Annotated in this window: 14 protein-coding genes, 1 tRNA gene and 1 pseudogene; 6 read left to right on the top strand and 10 right to left on the bottom strand. The window is 52.9% G+C overall.

The window, feature by feature from the left end; translation table 11 throughout:
* Positions 1 to 50: 50 nt before the first annotated feature.
* Entirely contained in the window at positions 51 to 2,078 is a 2,028-nt protein-coding gene (locus tag ACGYLC_RS16195) for a DNA phosphorothioation-associated putative methyltransferase (RefSeq protein WP_394423895.1), read from the top strand.
* A gap of 183 nt (positions 2,079 to 2,261) precedes the next feature.
* On the opposite strand, the gene ACGYLC_RS16190 is transcribed toward ACGYLC_RS16195, so the two are convergent.
* From ACGYLC_RS16190 to ACGYLC_RS16175, 4 genes are all read right to left on the bottom strand, one after another.
* Positions 2,262 to 3,701: a hypothetical protein gene (locus ACGYLC_RS16190; protein ID WP_394423893.1), complete on the bottom strand. Its 1,440-nt coding sequence runs from the start codon at positions 3,699 to 3,701 to the stop codon at positions 2,262 to 2,264.
* Positions 3,701 to 5,593, bottom strand: coding sequence for a tyrosine-type recombinase/integrase (locus ACGYLC_RS16185; protein WP_394423892.1), 1,893 nt, complete (start codon positions 5,591 to 5,593; stop codon positions 3,701 to 3,703). The genes ACGYLC_RS16190 and ACGYLC_RS16185 overlap by 1 nt, the downstream gene beginning before the upstream one ends.
* Before the next feature lie 154 nt (positions 5,594 to 5,747).
* The gene (locus ACGYLC_RS16180; protein WP_394423890.1) at positions 5,748 to 6,158 is read right to left on the bottom strand and encodes a helix-turn-helix domain-containing protein; all 411 of its coding nucleotides are present in this window, start codon (positions 6,156 to 6,158) and stop codon (positions 5,748 to 5,750) included.
* A gap of 262 nt (positions 6,159 to 6,420) precedes the next feature.
* Positions 6,421 to 6,624 carry a helix-turn-helix domain-containing protein gene (locus ACGYLC_RS16175; protein WP_394423922.1) on the bottom strand — a complete coding sequence of 68 codons (204 nt, stop codon included), beginning with the start codon at positions 6,622 to 6,624 and terminating at the stop codon, positions 6,421 to 6,423.
* A gap of 121 nt (positions 6,625 to 6,745) precedes the next feature.
* On the opposite strand from ACGYLC_RS16175, the gene ACGYLC_RS16170 reads away from it, so the two are divergent.
* Positions 6,746 to 7,096, top strand: coding sequence for a hypothetical protein (locus ACGYLC_RS16170; RefSeq protein ID WP_394423889.1), 351 nt, complete (start codon positions 6,746 to 6,748; stop codon positions 7,094 to 7,096).
* Between the two features lie 86 nt (positions 7,097 to 7,182).
* Positions 7,183 to 7,374 carry an MbcA/ParS/Xre antitoxin family protein gene (locus tag ACGYLC_RS16165; protein WP_394423888.1) on the top strand — a complete coding sequence of 64 codons (192 nt, stop codon included), beginning with the start codon at positions 7,183 to 7,185 and terminating at the stop codon, positions 7,372 to 7,374.
* Here the strand turns inward: ACGYLC_RS16165 and ACGYLC_RS16160 are convergent.
* Positions 7,371 to 8,018, bottom strand: coding sequence for a hypothetical protein (locus ACGYLC_RS16160; protein ID WP_394423886.1), 648 nt, complete (start codon positions 8,016 to 8,018; stop codon positions 7,371 to 7,373). The genes ACGYLC_RS16165 and ACGYLC_RS16160 overlap by 4 nt on opposite strands.
* A gap of 509 nt (positions 8,019 to 8,527) precedes the next feature.
* Between ACGYLC_RS16160 and ACGYLC_RS16155 the strand changes: the two genes are divergently transcribed.
* A complete protein-coding gene (locus ACGYLC_RS16155) occupies positions 8,528 to 10,690 on the top strand; it encodes a DEAD/DEAH box helicase (protein ID WP_394423884.1) in 2,163 nt (720 codons plus the stop codon).
* Positions 10,690 to 11,373, top strand: coding sequence for a DUF2290 domain-containing protein (locus tag ACGYLC_RS16150; protein ID WP_394423883.1), 684 nt, complete (start codon positions 10,690 to 10,692; stop codon positions 11,371 to 11,373). The genes ACGYLC_RS16155 and ACGYLC_RS16150 overlap by 1 nt, the downstream gene beginning before the upstream one ends.
* Before the next feature lie 293 nt (positions 11,374 to 11,666).
* Here ACGYLC_RS16150 and ACGYLC_RS16145 read toward each other — a convergent pair whose 3' ends face one another.
* From ACGYLC_RS16145 to ACGYLC_RS16130, 4 genes are all read right to left on the bottom strand, one after another.
* A complete protein-coding gene (locus tag ACGYLC_RS16145) occupies positions 11,667 to 12,260 on the bottom strand; it encodes a hypothetical protein (protein ID WP_394423881.1) in 594 nt (197 codons plus the stop codon).
* Between the two features lie 275 nt (positions 12,261 to 12,535).
* Positions 12,536 to 14,128, bottom strand: a complete 1,593-nt coding sequence (tnpC, locus tag ACGYLC_RS16140) for an IS66 family transposase (protein ID WP_394423879.1) — start codon at positions 14,126 to 14,128, stop codon at positions 12,536 to 12,538.
* A gap of 55 nt (positions 14,129 to 14,183) precedes the next feature.
* Positions 14,184 to 14,537: an IS66 family insertion sequence element accessory protein TnpB gene (tnpB, locus tag ACGYLC_RS16135; protein WP_394423878.1), complete on the bottom strand. Its 354-nt coding sequence runs from the start codon at positions 14,535 to 14,537 to the stop codon at positions 14,184 to 14,186.
* Positions 14,531 to 14,938: a transposase gene (locus ACGYLC_RS16130; RefSeq protein WP_394423920.1), complete on the bottom strand. Its 408-nt coding sequence runs from the start codon at positions 14,936 to 14,938 to the stop codon at positions 14,531 to 14,533. Before ACGYLC_RS16130 ends, tnpB begins: the two co-directional genes overlap by 7 nt.
* A 521-nt stretch (positions 14,939 to 15,459) precedes the next feature.
* Here ACGYLC_RS16130 and ACGYLC_RS16125 point away from each other — a divergent pair.
* A pseudogene (locus tag ACGYLC_RS16125) lies at positions 15,460 to 16,229 on the top strand (IS3 family transposase); the annotation flags it as partial.
* 408 nt (positions 16,230 to 16,637) lie between these two features.
* On the opposite strand, the gene ACGYLC_RS16120 reads toward ACGYLC_RS16125, so the two are convergent.
* Positions 16,638 to 16,712: transfer RNA gene (locus ACGYLC_RS16120), tRNA-Phe, on the bottom strand.
* Positions 16,713 to 16,796: the final 84 nt, after the last annotated feature.

Raw genomic sequence — 16,796 nt, 5'->3', positions numbered from 1 at the left:
AGGATGTTTCAAAAGAACTTTTAGAAAGATCCAGACACGAGAGGTGAAACTTGCAAAATAAAGAATCTCTTCAAAGTGCGGTTGGAAAAAAGGTAGGCCAGGCGATCTACGTGCATCGTAGCGCGGTTTACCACCTTCAGACGAGCACGAAGGATAAGCTGAGCCTTGCTCTGCAGAGGGTTCCGGACGATTTCCAATGGTCAGTGCTCAAGATCTCGGGGGAAAGCGAACAGACCTTCTCGTTTTTGGACTATCAAGACTTCAACGCAGTGGCTTTTCCAGAGCTGCGGGCCAGCCTACTCGTCAACCTCGCAGAAGAAGGCGCAAAACTAAGAAAATATTCTGACGCAAACCCACCCATTCTCCACAGAAAGGAGCTACTCCTAGCCCCGGATCATCCGCTAAGAGATGACTTTGCAAAGGTGACGCAGTCCTTAGAGGGCAAGGGGCTCTTTAAGGACATGGCAAACAAGGGAACGCGGCGGATTTGGATGAAGACACTGGCTGAAGCCGGATTGACCGTCGAGGGTCCAAACATCGTGCAGAGCGGTTCTATCTCAAAAGAGGCCGCCAAGACATCAACCGATGTCATGAATGGCCTAGAGAGAAACATTGTTGAGCGCCACAAAACGGCGATTACGCGAGCTGCGCTCTCTGCGCCAATGTACCTGCTGTTTACAAGTGGTCTGATCCGTCACGATAGAACCGTTTTGGACTATGGATGCGGTCAAGGTGATGACATCCGAGCCCTACAGTCTGATGGCTATACCGTCGAAGGTTGGGACCCCCACTATCAACCCGATCCTAGTACCCTAAAAAAGAGCCAAGTGACCAATCTTGGGTTTGTTCTTAACGTTATTGAAGATCCTGAAGAGCGTTCGGAGGCACTTAAGCGCGCCTTCAGCCTAACAGATCTTTGCTTAGCCGTATCCGTCATGCTGTACGGCAAGGCTGACCTGACTGGCGCGCGGCCCTACCGTGACGGATATTTGACGTCCCGACAGACATTCCAAAAGTACTATACCCAGGCTGAACTCAGAGAGTTCATCAGAAACGTTTTGAATGTCGAACCCATGGCTGTAGGCCAAGGCATATTTTTGGTCTTTCGGGACGAGTTAGAAGAGCAGAGATATCTGCTAAGACGTCAAATAGGTTTCAAGGGGCGTGAGTACCGCTCCGTCCCAAAACCAAGTGCGACGCACAAAGGCATCCCAAATAAACCCACCGAAACCCTTAACAAAACAATAATAAGAGACCTGGCTGCTGAGATCAGGGGCCTTGGCCGCCAGCCCGACATCTCAGAACTTCCCAAAAGCCTTGTGACAAAGCTTTCGCGCTCGAAACAGGGCCTTCAGTATGCGGCAGGTCAAGCAATTGCAGACATAGGTCATGAAGAACTTGAAGAAATCGTTGCTACCAGAACTGAAGACCTAACCCTCCACTTCGCAATGCACGCATTCTCGCAAAGAAGATCGTATGGCTCATTTCCTCCAGAACTGAGGCGCGATATTCGGGCTTTTTTTGGCAGCCACAAGAGAGCGCAGGAAGCTGGACAAGAGCTCCTCTATTCAATCGGAAACCAAGATCTTCTGCTAGAAGATGCGGCTGCGGCAGCCGCTGCAGGAGTTGGGTATTTAGAACAAGGCAGATTTCAATTCCTAGCCCATAGGCGCCAGGAACTATCCGTCGGGCTTCGGGGGTATGTGGCACTCGCGGAGAGACTGGCGGGTGATCTGTCCGAAGCAACTCTTCTTAAAATACACATAAACAGTCGCAAGCTGACCGCCCTAACCTATGCCGATTTTGAGACATCATTTCTGCCGCGATTGATGACCCGGGTCAAAGTCGAATTCGACACCTTCGATACTTCTATCATAGACCATTCGGCAGAAAATGATGTTCGACTTCTGTATTTAAAATCACGCTACATGTCAGATGCTGATCCTCGGCGAGAGGCACAGAAAGCGTTCGACCAGGAAATCTTGGACCTCAATACTCTCAATTTCAACAATGAGGGACCGAATTTTCGGGAGTTCGCCCGGACCCTTCGAAAGGGGGGTGTAAAGATTCCTAGCTAAATGAAGCCCATTTGGGTAAGTCGCTACAAAATGCTCTTAACCACTCCAACTGCGCATATTCATGCGGGGCGGCGTGAAAACAGAGGTACTGGCCATCAATGGTTTGACCTGCCCTACACTACACTAGTTTGGTCCGGTGGATTAATGTAAAAGCAGGACCACTTCCGCCTTAGCTTAAAATCGCTAAGAGTCACGTTCCGATTTTCGCATCGATTTCAGGTAGGCGTTAGCGATCCCCTGCCATTTATGGACGGATGCAGTAACACGAAAATCGCTCTGATAGGTAGCTTGCATCCTTTGGTTCGAATGTCCTAGCAGTTCTTGCGCTGCCCAAGCTGCGTCAGGGCGTTCGTTTCGCAGAAGGTCGGTGATCAGCGTACGCACGAGATGACCTGATATCCCGAATTCTTCCCGCAGCACTTGTGTAGAGTAATAAGTATGAAACGGTTCCGCCGACAGACTCAGAAGATTGCGACCGGTAAAGACGCGCACTTGGTCTTCGATCTGCCACTTGGGACGCCCGGCCAAGATATGGTCATCTATAAGAGCGCTTGTGAGGGGCCAGAGAACCCCTAGGTCTTTAATACGTCTCGTCTTAGCCTGACGCACTCGAATGGACCACAGACCGCCCTCTGTGCGGGTCACATGCGCTCCTATTGCCAGATGGGAGAGGTCACCTTGCCTGTCGCCGGTATTCACCAAAAGCGCGAGAATGAGAGCATTGCGGCGTTTGCGCTCGGCTTCGGCACTGCCGTCCGGGGCAGCGTCCGCTTCAACTGACAATTCGAGCGCACGAGACAGCACATCCGCCAAAGTAAATCGCTCCCTGAAGCTTCGGACCTTGGCGCGCTTAGTTGGTTCTTCTTCTGCCGCTTCATCCCGCAGAGCACCGATCAGTTCAGACATCGCAACGCTGCCGGGAACGGTAAGTAAACCACCTCGCGCAGCGAACATCCGAATGCGTTCTAAATAGTCCGCAACGGTCCGTGCGCTGGCTTCACGTTCAAGCAGCATGAACCGCGTGAAAGCTTCAAACAGCTCCGCCGAGTAGGACGCATCCAGATCCACACCGCGTTCTCGGGCCCAAATCCGGGCGGCGCCCAGCATGCCGACGGCTTGGGTCACAGAATCTCGTGTTTTAGACGCCAACTTACGAAACCGCTGTCCGTCGATCCGGACTACTTTATCAAGCGTAGGTATCGCTGATTTCCATGTCATGGGCCAGTCTTCCTGAATGAGCGCGATCCGGCTCGATTTCGTCGGCTTCTTTGGTTTCTGATTGTACCGGCTATTCAGCCAGTGATCCCAGCGTTGGGAAGTGGAACGTGCAGCGGCAAGCGGCACCTCCGGAGCGAATTTACGCAACGCGGCGAGCAGCGTGCGGTGGGCTGTCCGCGACGATGACAGTGTTTTGAAATCTTCTGATATTACCTGTTCTGGCCTTCGGCCTACCGCTTCCAGATGCGCGTAAAAGCGCTCGAGGGCTCTTGGCATGCCACGGGGGCTGGGATCGGCTTGGAGAAAGGCCTCTTGGAAACGGCCTTTCACGGTTTTGGGCACATGCGGCATACGGCTTAGTAGGACCAGCGCCCGATCCTGTCGGGATTTTAGGGGTCCAGTCATCAGCGCGCCTTCCGACCGAGCTTAAGGGACGGCTCCAGCTCTTCGAGCACCTCCGCGAACAACCGGGCGGCGGCCTGGCCTGCCCCACGCGCATAGAAGGCTTCAACGGTCTCTCGGCGGTCACCCAGCAGGTCAGCGACAGCGCCGTATTGCCCGGGGTACTGGGTCAGAAAGATCGTTGCTGCCACATGCCGCATCATATGTGGGGTCATGCCGGTGAGACCCAGCCGGGCAATCCCACGGTTCCAAGCGGTATTTAATGTCTGTCGGCAGATCGGCCGCCCATTTTTGCTTCCCGGAAATAGATGTACGTCATTGGAGACCTGACTGTCGGCATGCATCTCAAGCCACTGCGACCGACCATTAACGATCCAGAAATTTAGAACGCTCCAGGTCGAGCCTGGAAGAGGGCATTCAATGTTGCGGTGATTTTTCACAGCAACACGGCTGATGTCGAGCCAGGCTGGCTTGTCTTTTCCCCGGGGCGCGGTCAGGTCCGGCGTAGCGCCGGAAATCGTGAGTTGGTTGATGTTCTTGGTTCGAAGTGGGCGCGCCAGTTGGAGGGCCAAGATCGCGGCTGACATACTGATGTGCAAAGTCCGTGAGCGTGCGTGAGAAGAGAGCTGATTCCAGTTTTGAAAGTCACGCTGCGCCTCTTGGATCAGCGTGCGCGGCCCCTTCAGAATGTTGCGTACGATCTCAGGGTCCCGATCGATCTTCTTTACAAAAGCCTCACGCACCCCCGACATTTCGTTCGAGTACGGAGACCAATTCCCCCTATCCCATCTGGCGTCTTCGATCGCATGCAGAACGGACTCGTCGCATTGATTGGTGCGCGCGAGCGTTGAAAGCACAGCAAGATATGAACTGAGGGATGATGTAGTCTGAACTTTCATGAGGGCGGGATCGCCCTCAGCGCGACTAACATAACGCGCGGTGGCCCGATCAATGGCTTCCGCTGTGAGTAATCCCCTAACATCGGCCAACTCATAGACAGATCTGCGATCCACATAAGCGTGTCGTGCGAGCCAAGAGAGTGCGGCCTTGTAACTTTTCTCGGCAACTTCAGCATTTTTGACCGGTTTGCGGCGATCTTTTCGGGCGGCTCTTCGAATGGCGAGAGGATCCTCACCAAGCTGGTCTGCCAGTGGATCACGCCGTGGCGCGTGGCCACGAATGGCAACCTTGATCATATGCTGAAGAGAAATCCGAAAGCTATCCGGAAACCGTCCCCACACAATCGGCCTATCGCGCAGACTGCGCAGCGGCCCCAGAGGTGCCCCGGGAAGCAGCGCTGCAATCGGGCTATGCTGGTCGCGTTCGGCGATCAGACGGTCGAAGAAGCGAATTGAGCGCCGGAAGGTCGCAGCCTTGTCGGCGGGCAGCGCAAGCAAGGTGGTTTCAGCGATTTCAGTGCTCAGATTGGCTGGCGCATGTGTGTTAAAACGCGCGCGTAGATTGGAAATCGACAGGGAGGACATGTTCGGCAGAATACGTTCATCTTCAGCGTTGAAGGTGTTCTGGACGCTCTTGACGTAGCCGAGGATTACATCCCAAGCTTGAGCAGCATCTAGTTGATTTTCGGGGATCTCGCCTGTCTGTGCTTTCGCCCGTTTGATCGCAGCCGAGATTTTACCGCGCCACGTTTCGAACGCACGCTCTGCGGCCTGCTGGGTCCGGCCTTTGAAGGTCCCCGCCCACACGATTTTTGCAGATAGGTCAGACCAGGACTTCTCGTCGGCAGGCAGGTGCGCAAGCCGCTGTCCGGTGAGTTTCTCGACGCGGTGGAATGCAGCCTGGTAGGCTTTGGCGGAGCTCTCCGAGTAGATCTGCGGCAACAGCAAGGCCACGTCCCTCAAAGTGTTCACTCGATTCACGTTTTGTTCATTCATGTATTTTACTCGTCATCTAAAGTTTTACTGCTCGTTCAGACATTCTGAACGGAACGGGTGTGGAGATTTGGACCAAAAAGCTGCGGGGCCGTTTCATTCAGACTGCTTTTTTTCAAGCACATCCAAGATGAGCGCCGTTCAGCGCTGGAACCGCTCATGACCAGTTCCTCAGCCAGGCGGCGGCCTCGGCGGGCACAAAGCGGATAAAGCGTCCGATCCGGCGGTGCGGAATCTCGCCCGCAGCGGCTTTGCGGATCAGCGTCTTGGCTTTGAGCGGGCAGACCTCCGCGAGTTCGTCAGGAGTAATTAAATCCGCGCGATACTCGTCTTCCAGCTCCTGCGGTGGGAGGCCGCCTTCGAAGGTCCAAACATCTTCCCAGCGGTACCCGACACGCCCGGTATTACGGCGACTAACTAGGAGCCCGTCGGTTTCAGCACGTTGAAAAAAGGCAGTACTACCACATCGCCATCTCGTTATTAGATCAATGCGGGACAAAAGCATTACCGCAAAGAGACTTTGATGTCGGTCCAAGTTTGAGGAATTGTTAAATATCGATTTGTTCAAAACTGTATTCTCACTTAATTTATGAGAACACTGCTAAAGTAGTAAATTTAAATTAGCGCTAAAGAAACTGGTGAAACCAATATCGAGAAAAAAACATATGGGCGCTGACTGAATCCGACAACTAGAAAATCTTTCTCAGGTCAAATGTCTCGCAAGGGAACAACTCAAGCCCGAGATGCGAATTTATTACATTGCTCCACTACAGTTCGGTAGTCTCGAGACCACTAAATCTGCCGATAAACTACAAGCCACTTCCCTAGGGTCATAGCTTACTGGGCGTCACACTGAGAAGCATACCGAAGAACATCTCTGGTTCTGAACTAATCGCCTTGAGGATAATACACAGCTCGACAGCATCAAGGCGACGCTCTCCTAGCTCATATTTAGCGACATACGAAGCTGGCTTACCGAGCTTTTCCGCGAGATTTGCCTGAGACAGCCCGGCCGCACGTCGAAGCTTGACCAACTCCCCCCGGAGAAACCCGTATGCTTCGGTATGGACTGCACCTGCCAAAAAACTTACTCCGATTCCACTCGACAAGCACCCTTAACCGAGTCATGAATCACTCCCAAAATAGGAGTGATTCATGACTGAACCGATAATCTTGCTAACGAGACAGAACGCGCGCTCAAGCCTCGTCCTGCCCTTCCATTTAGTCTGGTTTGGTCGGCTATCGAAACGACAAGGCGCCATCGCATTGCGGAAGCGACTAATCGTCTTGCAAAACGTCTCAGGTCTTGCGACCCCGGTTCGGACTGCGCAGTTGACAAGGCGCGGGCGGCGCGAAGTCGAGGTCCTCTTAAACATGGAGTCAGCTGATGCGCCGCGCGTTTTTGCTTATCTATTAGAAAAATTCGGACACGTTACAGAAGAGCGGGCCTACGTATACAACAAGGCCCCGATGGCCGATACTTGGAAGGCTTCGCGCGAAGAATAACAGTCCTCCGCGCTCCTAGCCAAAGGTTAAAGAGAAGTTCTTGCCTGAAGACGATAATTGCAACTTGAATACTAGGGAGAAGAACTATGGATCAAGCGGAGCTAATGGCATTCTGCGTAAGGGTAATGAGCGGCGAAGCAGAGCTGGCTATCAACTGGATGATTGGAAAAGCTCCCGCTTTGGCCGGAAAGCGGCCCCTTGACCTTATGGATACCCAAGAAGGTAGAAATACTATTGAGTTGCTTCTGAGGCGTGTGCAAGGCGGCATTTATATCTAGGAGGTGTCCGCAGACCGTGTTGGTTCGCTATGCGGACGAAGCTCCCGTCCGTAGCAGCGGTTCGCCTGGTGCATAACAGCAGATCGCAACCAGACTACTGCGCCTGCGAGAACCAGTCCGGCCGCCGACGCCTTTCCAAAATCCAGCCAGTTCAGGAACCCGAAACCGATTGTTAACTTTGCAGCACTGAGCCCCACCACCGTCGCTGTAAGCAAATTTAGTTTCCGTTTAGAAGGGAGATTAGGATGGACAACCAAGGCACAAATAAAACTGGTGAGCAGGAGGGTGAGAATAGCCAAATACTCAACCATCCTGATAACTTTCGTCTGTTCACCTTTATCAAGGGCCGTAAATGCAGCTTCTTTGTCCTCCTCGTTTGAGGACAGCGCCAGGCTCAGAAACTCGTGGGAGAGCTGATCCGCCTCTGCCCTGAGAGGGAAGCTGCCATAGAACAGGAGCCATGAAGCCAGAAGAGGGATTGCGAAAACAAGAAAGTATCGAGCCACCATTTTCAACCCAACCCCTTCACCATCTTGGTTTTGATCGGTGACAATGCGCTGCCAGCAAGCCATCGTCAATTTGGGTTTACTCCGGACGTTTGCGGCGCAACAATCCAAGGTTCGCACTGCGGACAATTCTGCCACAGTCAGACACTGTACCAATGTCTCCTTCCAGCCCAACCACGACATTCATGCAAAGCGCAGCGAAGGGGACGCTGCATGCGCGAAAGGCTTCCCGAAAGCGGACCTTCAAATCTGCTCAGTAGGGCCAGGCGATGCTGCATCCTAAACAGATGTCAGCGAAGCGCAGGAAGCGGGCTTTGCAAAGCCTCGCGCAATCACCGAAGCGGACATCCAGATAGACATTGAGGTCGGTTGCTTTGGAGTCCATTGCGGCCGTCGGTCACCTCTCAGTCTTTCGCTGGTGCCGCATTTGCTGCCTGAGCCAATACCGTTGTTTGCTCGGTAACGAGGTTGTACGGGGACGAACGGGCTTCAGCGCTTGCTCGATGCCTCAAATTCTGATTGTAGCGTACTGGCCGTAAGCGCCCAATATCGTTAGAAGAAGACATGCAGCCTACGCTGACTGCGGTTTTAACATCATAGGCTAACAGCATCAGGACGACTGTCTTGATGTGTCTGAGGGGAAAGTGATGCTCGACATTGTATTTGGTTCCGCTGGTCAAACAGTTGCCGAAACAAGCCTTCGCGATGTGCTTTCGAAAGCCGACCTAGAAGGGACACTATACTTTGCCTACCCTCTATTCGATAGCGCAGATGGGCAAGTCAGCGCTGACGCTCTGCTTGTAACTCGTGAACATGGACTCGTGTTGTTTGACCTGACAGCACCGATACAGGGGATTTCCAACCACTACGAGTGGGTTGAGGAACTGCTTGACCGTCAAGACGAAATTTTTCGGAACATCAACTCAAAGCTCTTCGATAATAAAAACCTAGTTAAACGTCGCGAATTAGTTCTGAAACCTCAGATAATCACTTATTTCTCCGACGATATCAAAGTAGATGATGAAGACGTTCTGCATGCATCTCCCGAAAATTTACTTGAAATCATCAAGGCATTTCCGGGTCTAAACGAGGATCATGAGGCGTCTCTTAATGCCACGATTCAACGCGTAACGACTATCAAACCTAATAACAAAAGGCTCAACGTTGGCAGGGATGATTCACGCGGAGCAGTTTTAAAGAAAATCGAAGCAGGTGTAGCAAACCTAGATTCGTGGCAGAAGAAGTCTGCAATTGCATACCCAGAAGGCCCACAGCGGATTCGTGGTCTAGCTGGATCAGGCAAGACTATTGTTCTAGCCTTGAAGGCCGCTTACCTACACGCGCGTCATCCAGACTGGGATATTGCCGTCACTTATTATAGCCGCGCTCTACAGCAACAGTTCAAAGATCTAGTTCGTCGCTTTATGTATGAGACGAAGAAAGATGAACCAGACTGGTCAAAAATTCATATTTTCCATTGCTGGGGCAGTCGATCCGAGCCGGGATTTTATTCTCAAGCAGCACGAGCTCATGATGTTGAGCCGCTGACATGGAGTGCCGCAGATCGAAAATATGGAAAGGAGAGCTTTGACGGGGCCTGTACCGAGTTGTTGACCGCCCTAAAGAAGTTCGACAATCCTACCGAGCTTTTTGACGCAATACTGATCGATGAAGCGCAAGACTTACCGGTTTCGTTCTTTAGAATGGCCTACTCAGTATGCAAAGCACCCAAACGGATTGTTTGGGCATACGACGAGCTGCAGAACCTCGGCGAATACAGCATGCCCTCTCCTGAAGCACTCTTTGGCAACGACAGCGAAGGTCAGCCTTTGGTGCAGTTGAGAAAGGACCCAAATCGACCACCTCAAGATATCGTGCTTCCTGTCTGCTACAGAAATACACCATGGGCTTTGACTGTTGCACATGGTCTTGGGTTCGGAATTGCACGCGAAGCCCCATCAGAATCGACACCAAGTTTGGTTCAAATCTTTGACGAACCGGCACTTTGGCAGGAGATCGGTTATGAGACGGCAAAAGGCGAACTTGCCCTTGGAAAAGGCGTTTCATTGAAGCGCAAACCAGAGTGCTCGCCTGCATTTTTCTCCGATCCTGAAAGGGCACTTATCTCTCCAGAGGACGCAGTTCAGTTTCGGAGCTTTGAAAGCGCGCAAAAACAAGCTGAATCGGTTGCCGCTGATATTGAAAAAAACCTTCTAGAAGATGAACTTCTCGCCCGAGATATTTTGATCATTCTACCTAATGCCTACACCTCAAAAAGTCAATTTTCCGTAGTTTTTCGCGAGCTCATGAACAGAGGTATTCAGTCACATCTGGCGGGTGTCAATTCCAGCCGAGATGAAATATTTGTTGATGATAGTATAGCCGTTTCCCACATTTACCGAGCAAAGGGAAATGAGGCGGCCATGGTCTATGTACTAAATTCACACGAGTGCTTTGCTGGACTTGAGTTGGCTAAGAAGAGAAATACGCTATTCACGGCTATAACTCGGTCCCGCGCTTGGGTAAGAGTATATGGTGTTGGAGCCGCCAGCGAAAAGCTAAGTGCTGAGTTCGAAAAAATTGCTGCCGAAGGTTTCCATCTGAAGTTCAGTTACCCGAACGCCGAAGAAATCAAGAAAATGCGAAGAATTCATCGGGATCGATCTGAAGCCGAGCAAAAGGAAATCAATAAAAGCGTATCCGATTTCTCTAGCATTATTGAACAGATCAATAAGGGGGAACTTTCCACTGATGCCCTCCCGGAAGATTTTCTGAGTGCGCTTTCAAAAATTGTACCTAGAGGCGATTGATGAGTGCGACAACATTTTCCAGATGTTTAGATGATTTTTGCGCGCATTGCCTCCAAGAAGGTATTGCCCTTAACATATCTTCCCATGTCGCTCGCCCTCTAGGGAATAACCACTTTTCTGTCAACTGGGCCACCAGTCGCGTGCGGACTTATAGACGGGTTAACGATCTAGACCTGCAGGAGTATCTTGAGTGCCTTCGCTGCAACGATTTTTCAATACTGCTTATGGATGGTGGGCTAATTCAAGTTTCTGCGCAGTTCGACGGATCCGAGATCATAGAGAGTCGCTTCTACTACATTCCATGCCCAGTCCGGTTCGAAAAGTCAGAACTCGAAGTTGGTGAGGAGCTATATCCTTTAGAAGATTTCATTGAGGAGCTTCCATCGGCCGAACTAAAGGCTCGCCTGTGTATTCGAGCCCCTTTCAGATTTGAACTCGATCCCAGAAATGCTGGAGACGGTCACCCCACGAACCATGTCCATATTGGCCCGTCATCATCACGGATCCCCGTAGCCCTTTCGATGTGTTGGAATTCGTTTTCTCGTTTCATCTTCAAAAATTTTTATCCAGACCAGCTACCGGTCGTAGAAGGTCTCCTCAAGCACCCCGCGCCCTATCGAGTTAGAGCCATCACGGAACCCGATGCCTATGAATTGCATATGACCTTCGCAGTGGACACATAAGTTCAGGCTTCCTGTCCTTCGCTTCAAGTCAGTCTGTCGCCACTCGTGCAAAGAAAATGGCCACAAGTTGAGGGTTTTCGCAACCTTGGAAAATGTCTGCTCTGTCCCGCCCACCTGTCGTAGGTGACATCCCTGCGAAGGTCCGCTTTTGTCAGAGCCGGATGCGCCCTCTTGTCCGCTTCGGGCTGGCTGGGGTCATCTGGAGGCGAAGACCAGATGCGGTATCCCAGTGACCTGGTGCGGCGCTGCCGCAAGTCGGCTTCGAGCCCAAACTTCCGTTTCTTACGATGCAATCAAAGTATGAGCAAAGTAGACCCCACCGATAGCGGCACTCCATCGGTTGTCGTAGCGACCACAATAGAAAGGCCGTATGCCATAAATCGTGACCACCACCCAAGCGGGCTATTAGGACCTTCAAGGTTATGCGAGGCGGAGAACACAACACCTGGACCGTTATACCGGTAAATCTGCATTCTGCGTTGATCTTTCTCAATTTTCAGCAGCTTCAAATCATTCCGAATGAACCACTCGGTCAACTTTTCTACGCTTTGCAACTCTACTGCAATTAGGAACACACACCATTCCACCATCTCTTGTGTAGGCATCTGGTTCCAAACAAATTTTCTGTCCTCAAGCTCAGTATTGTCCGCCTTCTCCTCCATGCAGTTTTCAACGGTAGGGAATTCTTCAAACGCATCTTGATATCGAGAAAACTCACCTTCGCGTAGTGTATCCTTGCGCTCGCTTAGAGTCTGTCCATGCCATAAGAGTGTGGGCTCCCCATTTGATAAGCTGTCTTGTGCCGATCCGCCCACGACTGTGATCAAGAGCAATATAGTGACCAGAATACTGAGGGCAAAATTAGGTAATTTCACAAATAGATCCATGAGGTCTTGTTCTTAACTGAGATCCAGTTGTCAAGTTTGACGTCAACAATAGATTGGAATGGGATGTCGCCTTTGTCCGCACAGCCGACATCTAAAGGTGTTCGGCGGCTGCACGTGCGGCGAAGGGCAGCTTTTCCCTTTGCGCCTGCGGCAGAGAGTGCTCGCCATGCTGCCAGATCCGAAGACTTTGCAAAGGTCGCTATCTGCGCAGAGCTGCCGTTCGTGTATGTCGCAGCATCGGTCAAACGTAAGCGGCGGCTACGCAGCACTTAGGATCAGCTTGACGGCTGGAAATTCCACGGAAGAAGATCATCGATGCGATTGGCCCGATAACCTGACGCAATCGCTTCAAGGGTCGCTTTGAGGTATGCGAACGGTTCGACATCATTGACCTTCGCAGTCGCTATGAGAGATGCGATGCGGCCCCAGGCGTGGCCACCTTCGTCGTGACCGGCAAAAAGCGCATTCTTTCGCGTTAATGCAATTGGGCGGATCAGGTTCTCGACTGCATTGGAGTCGATCTCGACCCGGCCGTCGTGCAGGAAGGTCTGCAGCCCGCTCCATTGCCGATGGATATAGGTCAACTTCTCGCCGAGGCGGGACTTCGAGGAGATCCGGCGCCGTTGGCTCTGAAGCCACTCGCCGAACTCTGCCATCAATGGTGCCGTGCGGGTCTGACGTGCCGAGAGGCGCTGACCCGGACCCATCCCACGGATCTCGCTTTCAATGCGGTAGAACTCTGCGATCCGACGCAGCCCTTCTGCGGCGATCTCTGAGCCGTCTCGATCAAAGACCTCTTTCAGCTTGCGGCGTGCGTGTGCCCAACAATACGCGACAGTGATCGGCGCGCCACCTTTCCGCGACGGGCGCGTCAGTCGGTTGTAGCCAGCATAGCCGTCCAGTTGCAGAGTGCCGTCAAAGCCCTGCAATATCTGCTCTGCATTCTGCCCTGCACGACCCGGGGCATAGGTGAAGACAACGCCTGGCGGATCATCTCCACCCCATCCTCGGTCATCGCGCGCCAGTGCCCAAAGGTATCCTGTCTTCGTGCGGCCTCGACCCGGGTCCAGAACGGGGACCGTTGTCTCATCCATAAATAGCTTGCCGGACTTCTTTACATGCTCAGCCAAGCGGTCCACGACAGGGCTCAGATGGAAAGCCGCTGTGCCCACCCAATCGGCCAAAGTGCTGCGGTGGATATCGATGCCGGAGCGGGCAAGGATTTGGCTTTGACGATACAACGGCAAGTGGTCTGAGAATTTGCTGACAAGCACATGTGCGATGGCGCCCTCAGTCGGCAACCCGCCTTCGATCAGATGCGCAAGAGCCGGGGCCTGCGTGATACCTTCGGCGCAGGAACGGCAAGCATATTTGGGGCGAACAGTGACGATGACACGTAGCTGCGCTGGAATGATATCCAGCCGCTCGGTGCGGTCTTCACCTATACGGTGCATCTCGCCACACCCGCAGGGGCAGTTCAAACTCTGAGGCTCGACCACCCGCTCAACCCGCGGGAGGCCTACGGGAAGATTGCCACGATTGCGCCGGGCAGCTTTGCGAGGCCGTGCCTCTGAGGAGGTCTGCTCAGCTTGCTGAGTCTCAACTTCAGCGACGGCAACTTCAAGGTCTTCAAAAGCCAGCTGCCGTTCATCCTCGCTTAACTTCTCCGAGCGCTTGCCATGTGTGGCGTTCTTGAGCTCGGCAATGAGGTGCTCCAGACGCTTAACCAAAACTTCCAGCTCAGATGTTTTGGTTTGTAGCCCGGTCGTCTCTTGCTTCAGCGATTTGTTCTCGCGCAGCACCGCCAAGACAGCTTCACGCTGGCTCTCGGGGATGGCAGATATATCGATGGGCGGCAGGTCGGACATGCCCGGAGTATAGCTTGATTTACGCCCAAATGGGCAGGCCTTTTGCGCCTCCGAGTCACTCTGCCGCAGCCGGTCTGCGGGGTTCTAAAGAGCGCACCCGGCGCCAGTCCAGCCCTGCAAAAAGCGCCTCGAATTGGGGGCGGTTCAAGGTGATCACGCCATCTCGAATGGCGGGCCAAATGAAGCTGTTCTCCTCAAGTCGCTTGTAGGTCATCACGAGCCCGCTGCCGTCCCAGAACAAAATCTTCATCCTGTCGGCCCGTTTGGCGCGGAATACAAAGACTGTTCCGGTAAAGGGGTCTTGGGCCAATGCCGACTGCACCATCGAAGCCAATCCATCGCGTCCTTTACGGAAGTCCACCGGCCGCGTCGCAACCAATATCCGAACGCCTTGCGATGGCATCAGCATGAAGAAGCATCAAGCGCGTGGGCGATCTCTACAATCCGAGAGGCAGATGTCTGCAGCGGCAGCTCGATGGCGATCTCTCCAAAGATCAATCTGATCGCCTCATTCGGAACAGTCAGAGCTTCTGTGGCCTCTTCCGGCCCAGCAGAGACCACCAGTGGAGCGAAGAGCGGCGCGTCGGCATCCGGCGCGGGTAGCAACAGCTTTCCTTGCTTGGCCTGTCGACGCCAGGCCGATAGTTGGTTCGGAAGGATGCCATATCGCTTAGCAACAGCGTTCACCGTTGCACCGACCTCAAGCGTCTCCGCCACCGCCTGGGCCTTTGCGGTATCCGACCAACGGCGATGGCCGGACGCATAAATCTCGACGCCAAGCGATCTGAGAAACGAATTTGTAGCGCACATTGCGAAACGCACTCCCCGTCATAAAATGCGTTCGTTCTCGCAGCCCGGATCACACCCTACAACGTGACCCCGGGCCAACGCTTACGGTCAAACTGGGCTCGCTGCCGCGCAGCAAGCAGATCTTGTCCTGGCAAGAAGTTGCGGGACTTGGCGTATGGCCTAGCTCAAAGCGAAGGTGTCCGCAAACGTCGTTCGCCCTCTACAGCTCCCGTATAGAGGGGCGATTGCAGACTTTGGCTGCGGATTAGCCAAGGGCTGCTATACTTAAAAACGGGCTTCCCGGAATGGTGGTTAGTGTTGAGTACGTCTGCATGATCGGGCCATATTAGACGTTAGTAATGCGCGCAATAAATGCTGGATCAACCCAGTCCGGTTGCGCTTAGGCTCAGGGGGATGCCTTTCTCAGAATCAAAAAATCCAAACTCTGCAATTGGGCGCGCTTCGCTATTCTGCGTAAGCAATCTCACTGTGGCACGGTGATTGCGCACTTCGTGCATCACCGCGTCGTACTTCAGGAAGAGAGAGCTCGTATGAAACAGGGAGATAAGTATCTTCCCATTCGACAGGCCATGAAGGAGGCTTTCGAAAGCAACCATCGCTGCTACGGCTACCGTCGCCTCAAAGCATATATGACGCGGGACTCTATCTCGATCTCCGAAAAAGTGGTGCGGCGCCTGATGAAGCAGGAAGCTTTGATCGTCCCAAAGCCGAAGCGCCGACGTTACAGCTCATATCTGGGTGAGATTAGTCCTGCGCCGGAGAATATCATCAACCGAAAATTCCAGGCGGCAGCGCCAAACGAGAAGTGGCTGACCGATATCACCGAGTTCCACATCCGAGCGGGAAAAGTCTATCTTTCCCCAATCATTGATTGCTTCGACGGCCTGGTCTTAAGTTGGACCATAGGGACCAGACTGGATGCCGATCTCGTAAACACAATGCTTGATGCAGCGGTAGAGACCATCGCTGACAGCGAAGTGCGGCCCATCGTCCACAGCGATCGCGGAGGCACTATCGCTGGCCGGGCTGGCTGGAACGTATCGAGGCAGCAAAGCTCGTTCGTTCGATGTCAAGAAAGGCGAGTTAGCGGGACAATGCCGCATGTGAAGGCTTCTTCGGAAGCCTGAAGACTGAGTTCTTCTATAATCGCGATTGGCAAGCCTTCACCGTGGCCCAGTTTATTGACGAGGTTGATGCCCACATCCGCTGGTACAACGAAACACGCATCAAGTTGTCCCTTGGTGGTAGAAGCCCGATCGAATACAGTAAGAGCCTCGGCCTTACACCGTGAAAACAGTCCAAGTTTTTGTCCGCACCCCCAGCTAACACATAGATCTCAGCACCAGGCAAAAAATAGCTGAGCTCACCCACCAGGATCCTGTCTCCCGTGGTACACTTCTGTTGCAACTCATTGAGCGCATTGCCCTGCGTTCGGCAGAATGTGGTACCCTCCAATCCCTATTCTATTGGGGTTTTCATAGATTCTTGGAGCCCCCACTAATCTCTCACATAGGCGCTGACAGCTAGGGGTTGTCACAGATGCAAGAAGTGCAATTCTTGCTCTCGGTAGCAACATCCCAAGAGCGTTGACGGAACAAATGTGATACAAAATGTGATACAAAAAATGAGACAGTAAGAGCAGAGAAACGCAAAAATAGGTTTTTTCCCAACCACTTAACAACTTTCATATATCGCAAAATGGTGCCCGGGGGCGGAATCGAACCACCGACACGAGGATTTTCAATCCACTGCTCTACCCCTGAGCTACCCGGGCACGGGTCACCTCTTTCGAGGTCGGGTGAGCGGGTTCTAGGACCTGTGGCGCGGGGTGTCCAGCCCCATTTTGCCCTGAAACCCA

This window comes from Sulfitobacter sp. 1A12157 (genome assembly GCF_043557345.1).
Lineage (GTDB): Bacteria > Pseudomonadota > Alphaproteobacteria > Rhodobacterales > Rhodobacteraceae > Sulfitobacter.
This window is presented reverse-complemented; position numbering and strand designations above follow the sequence as displayed.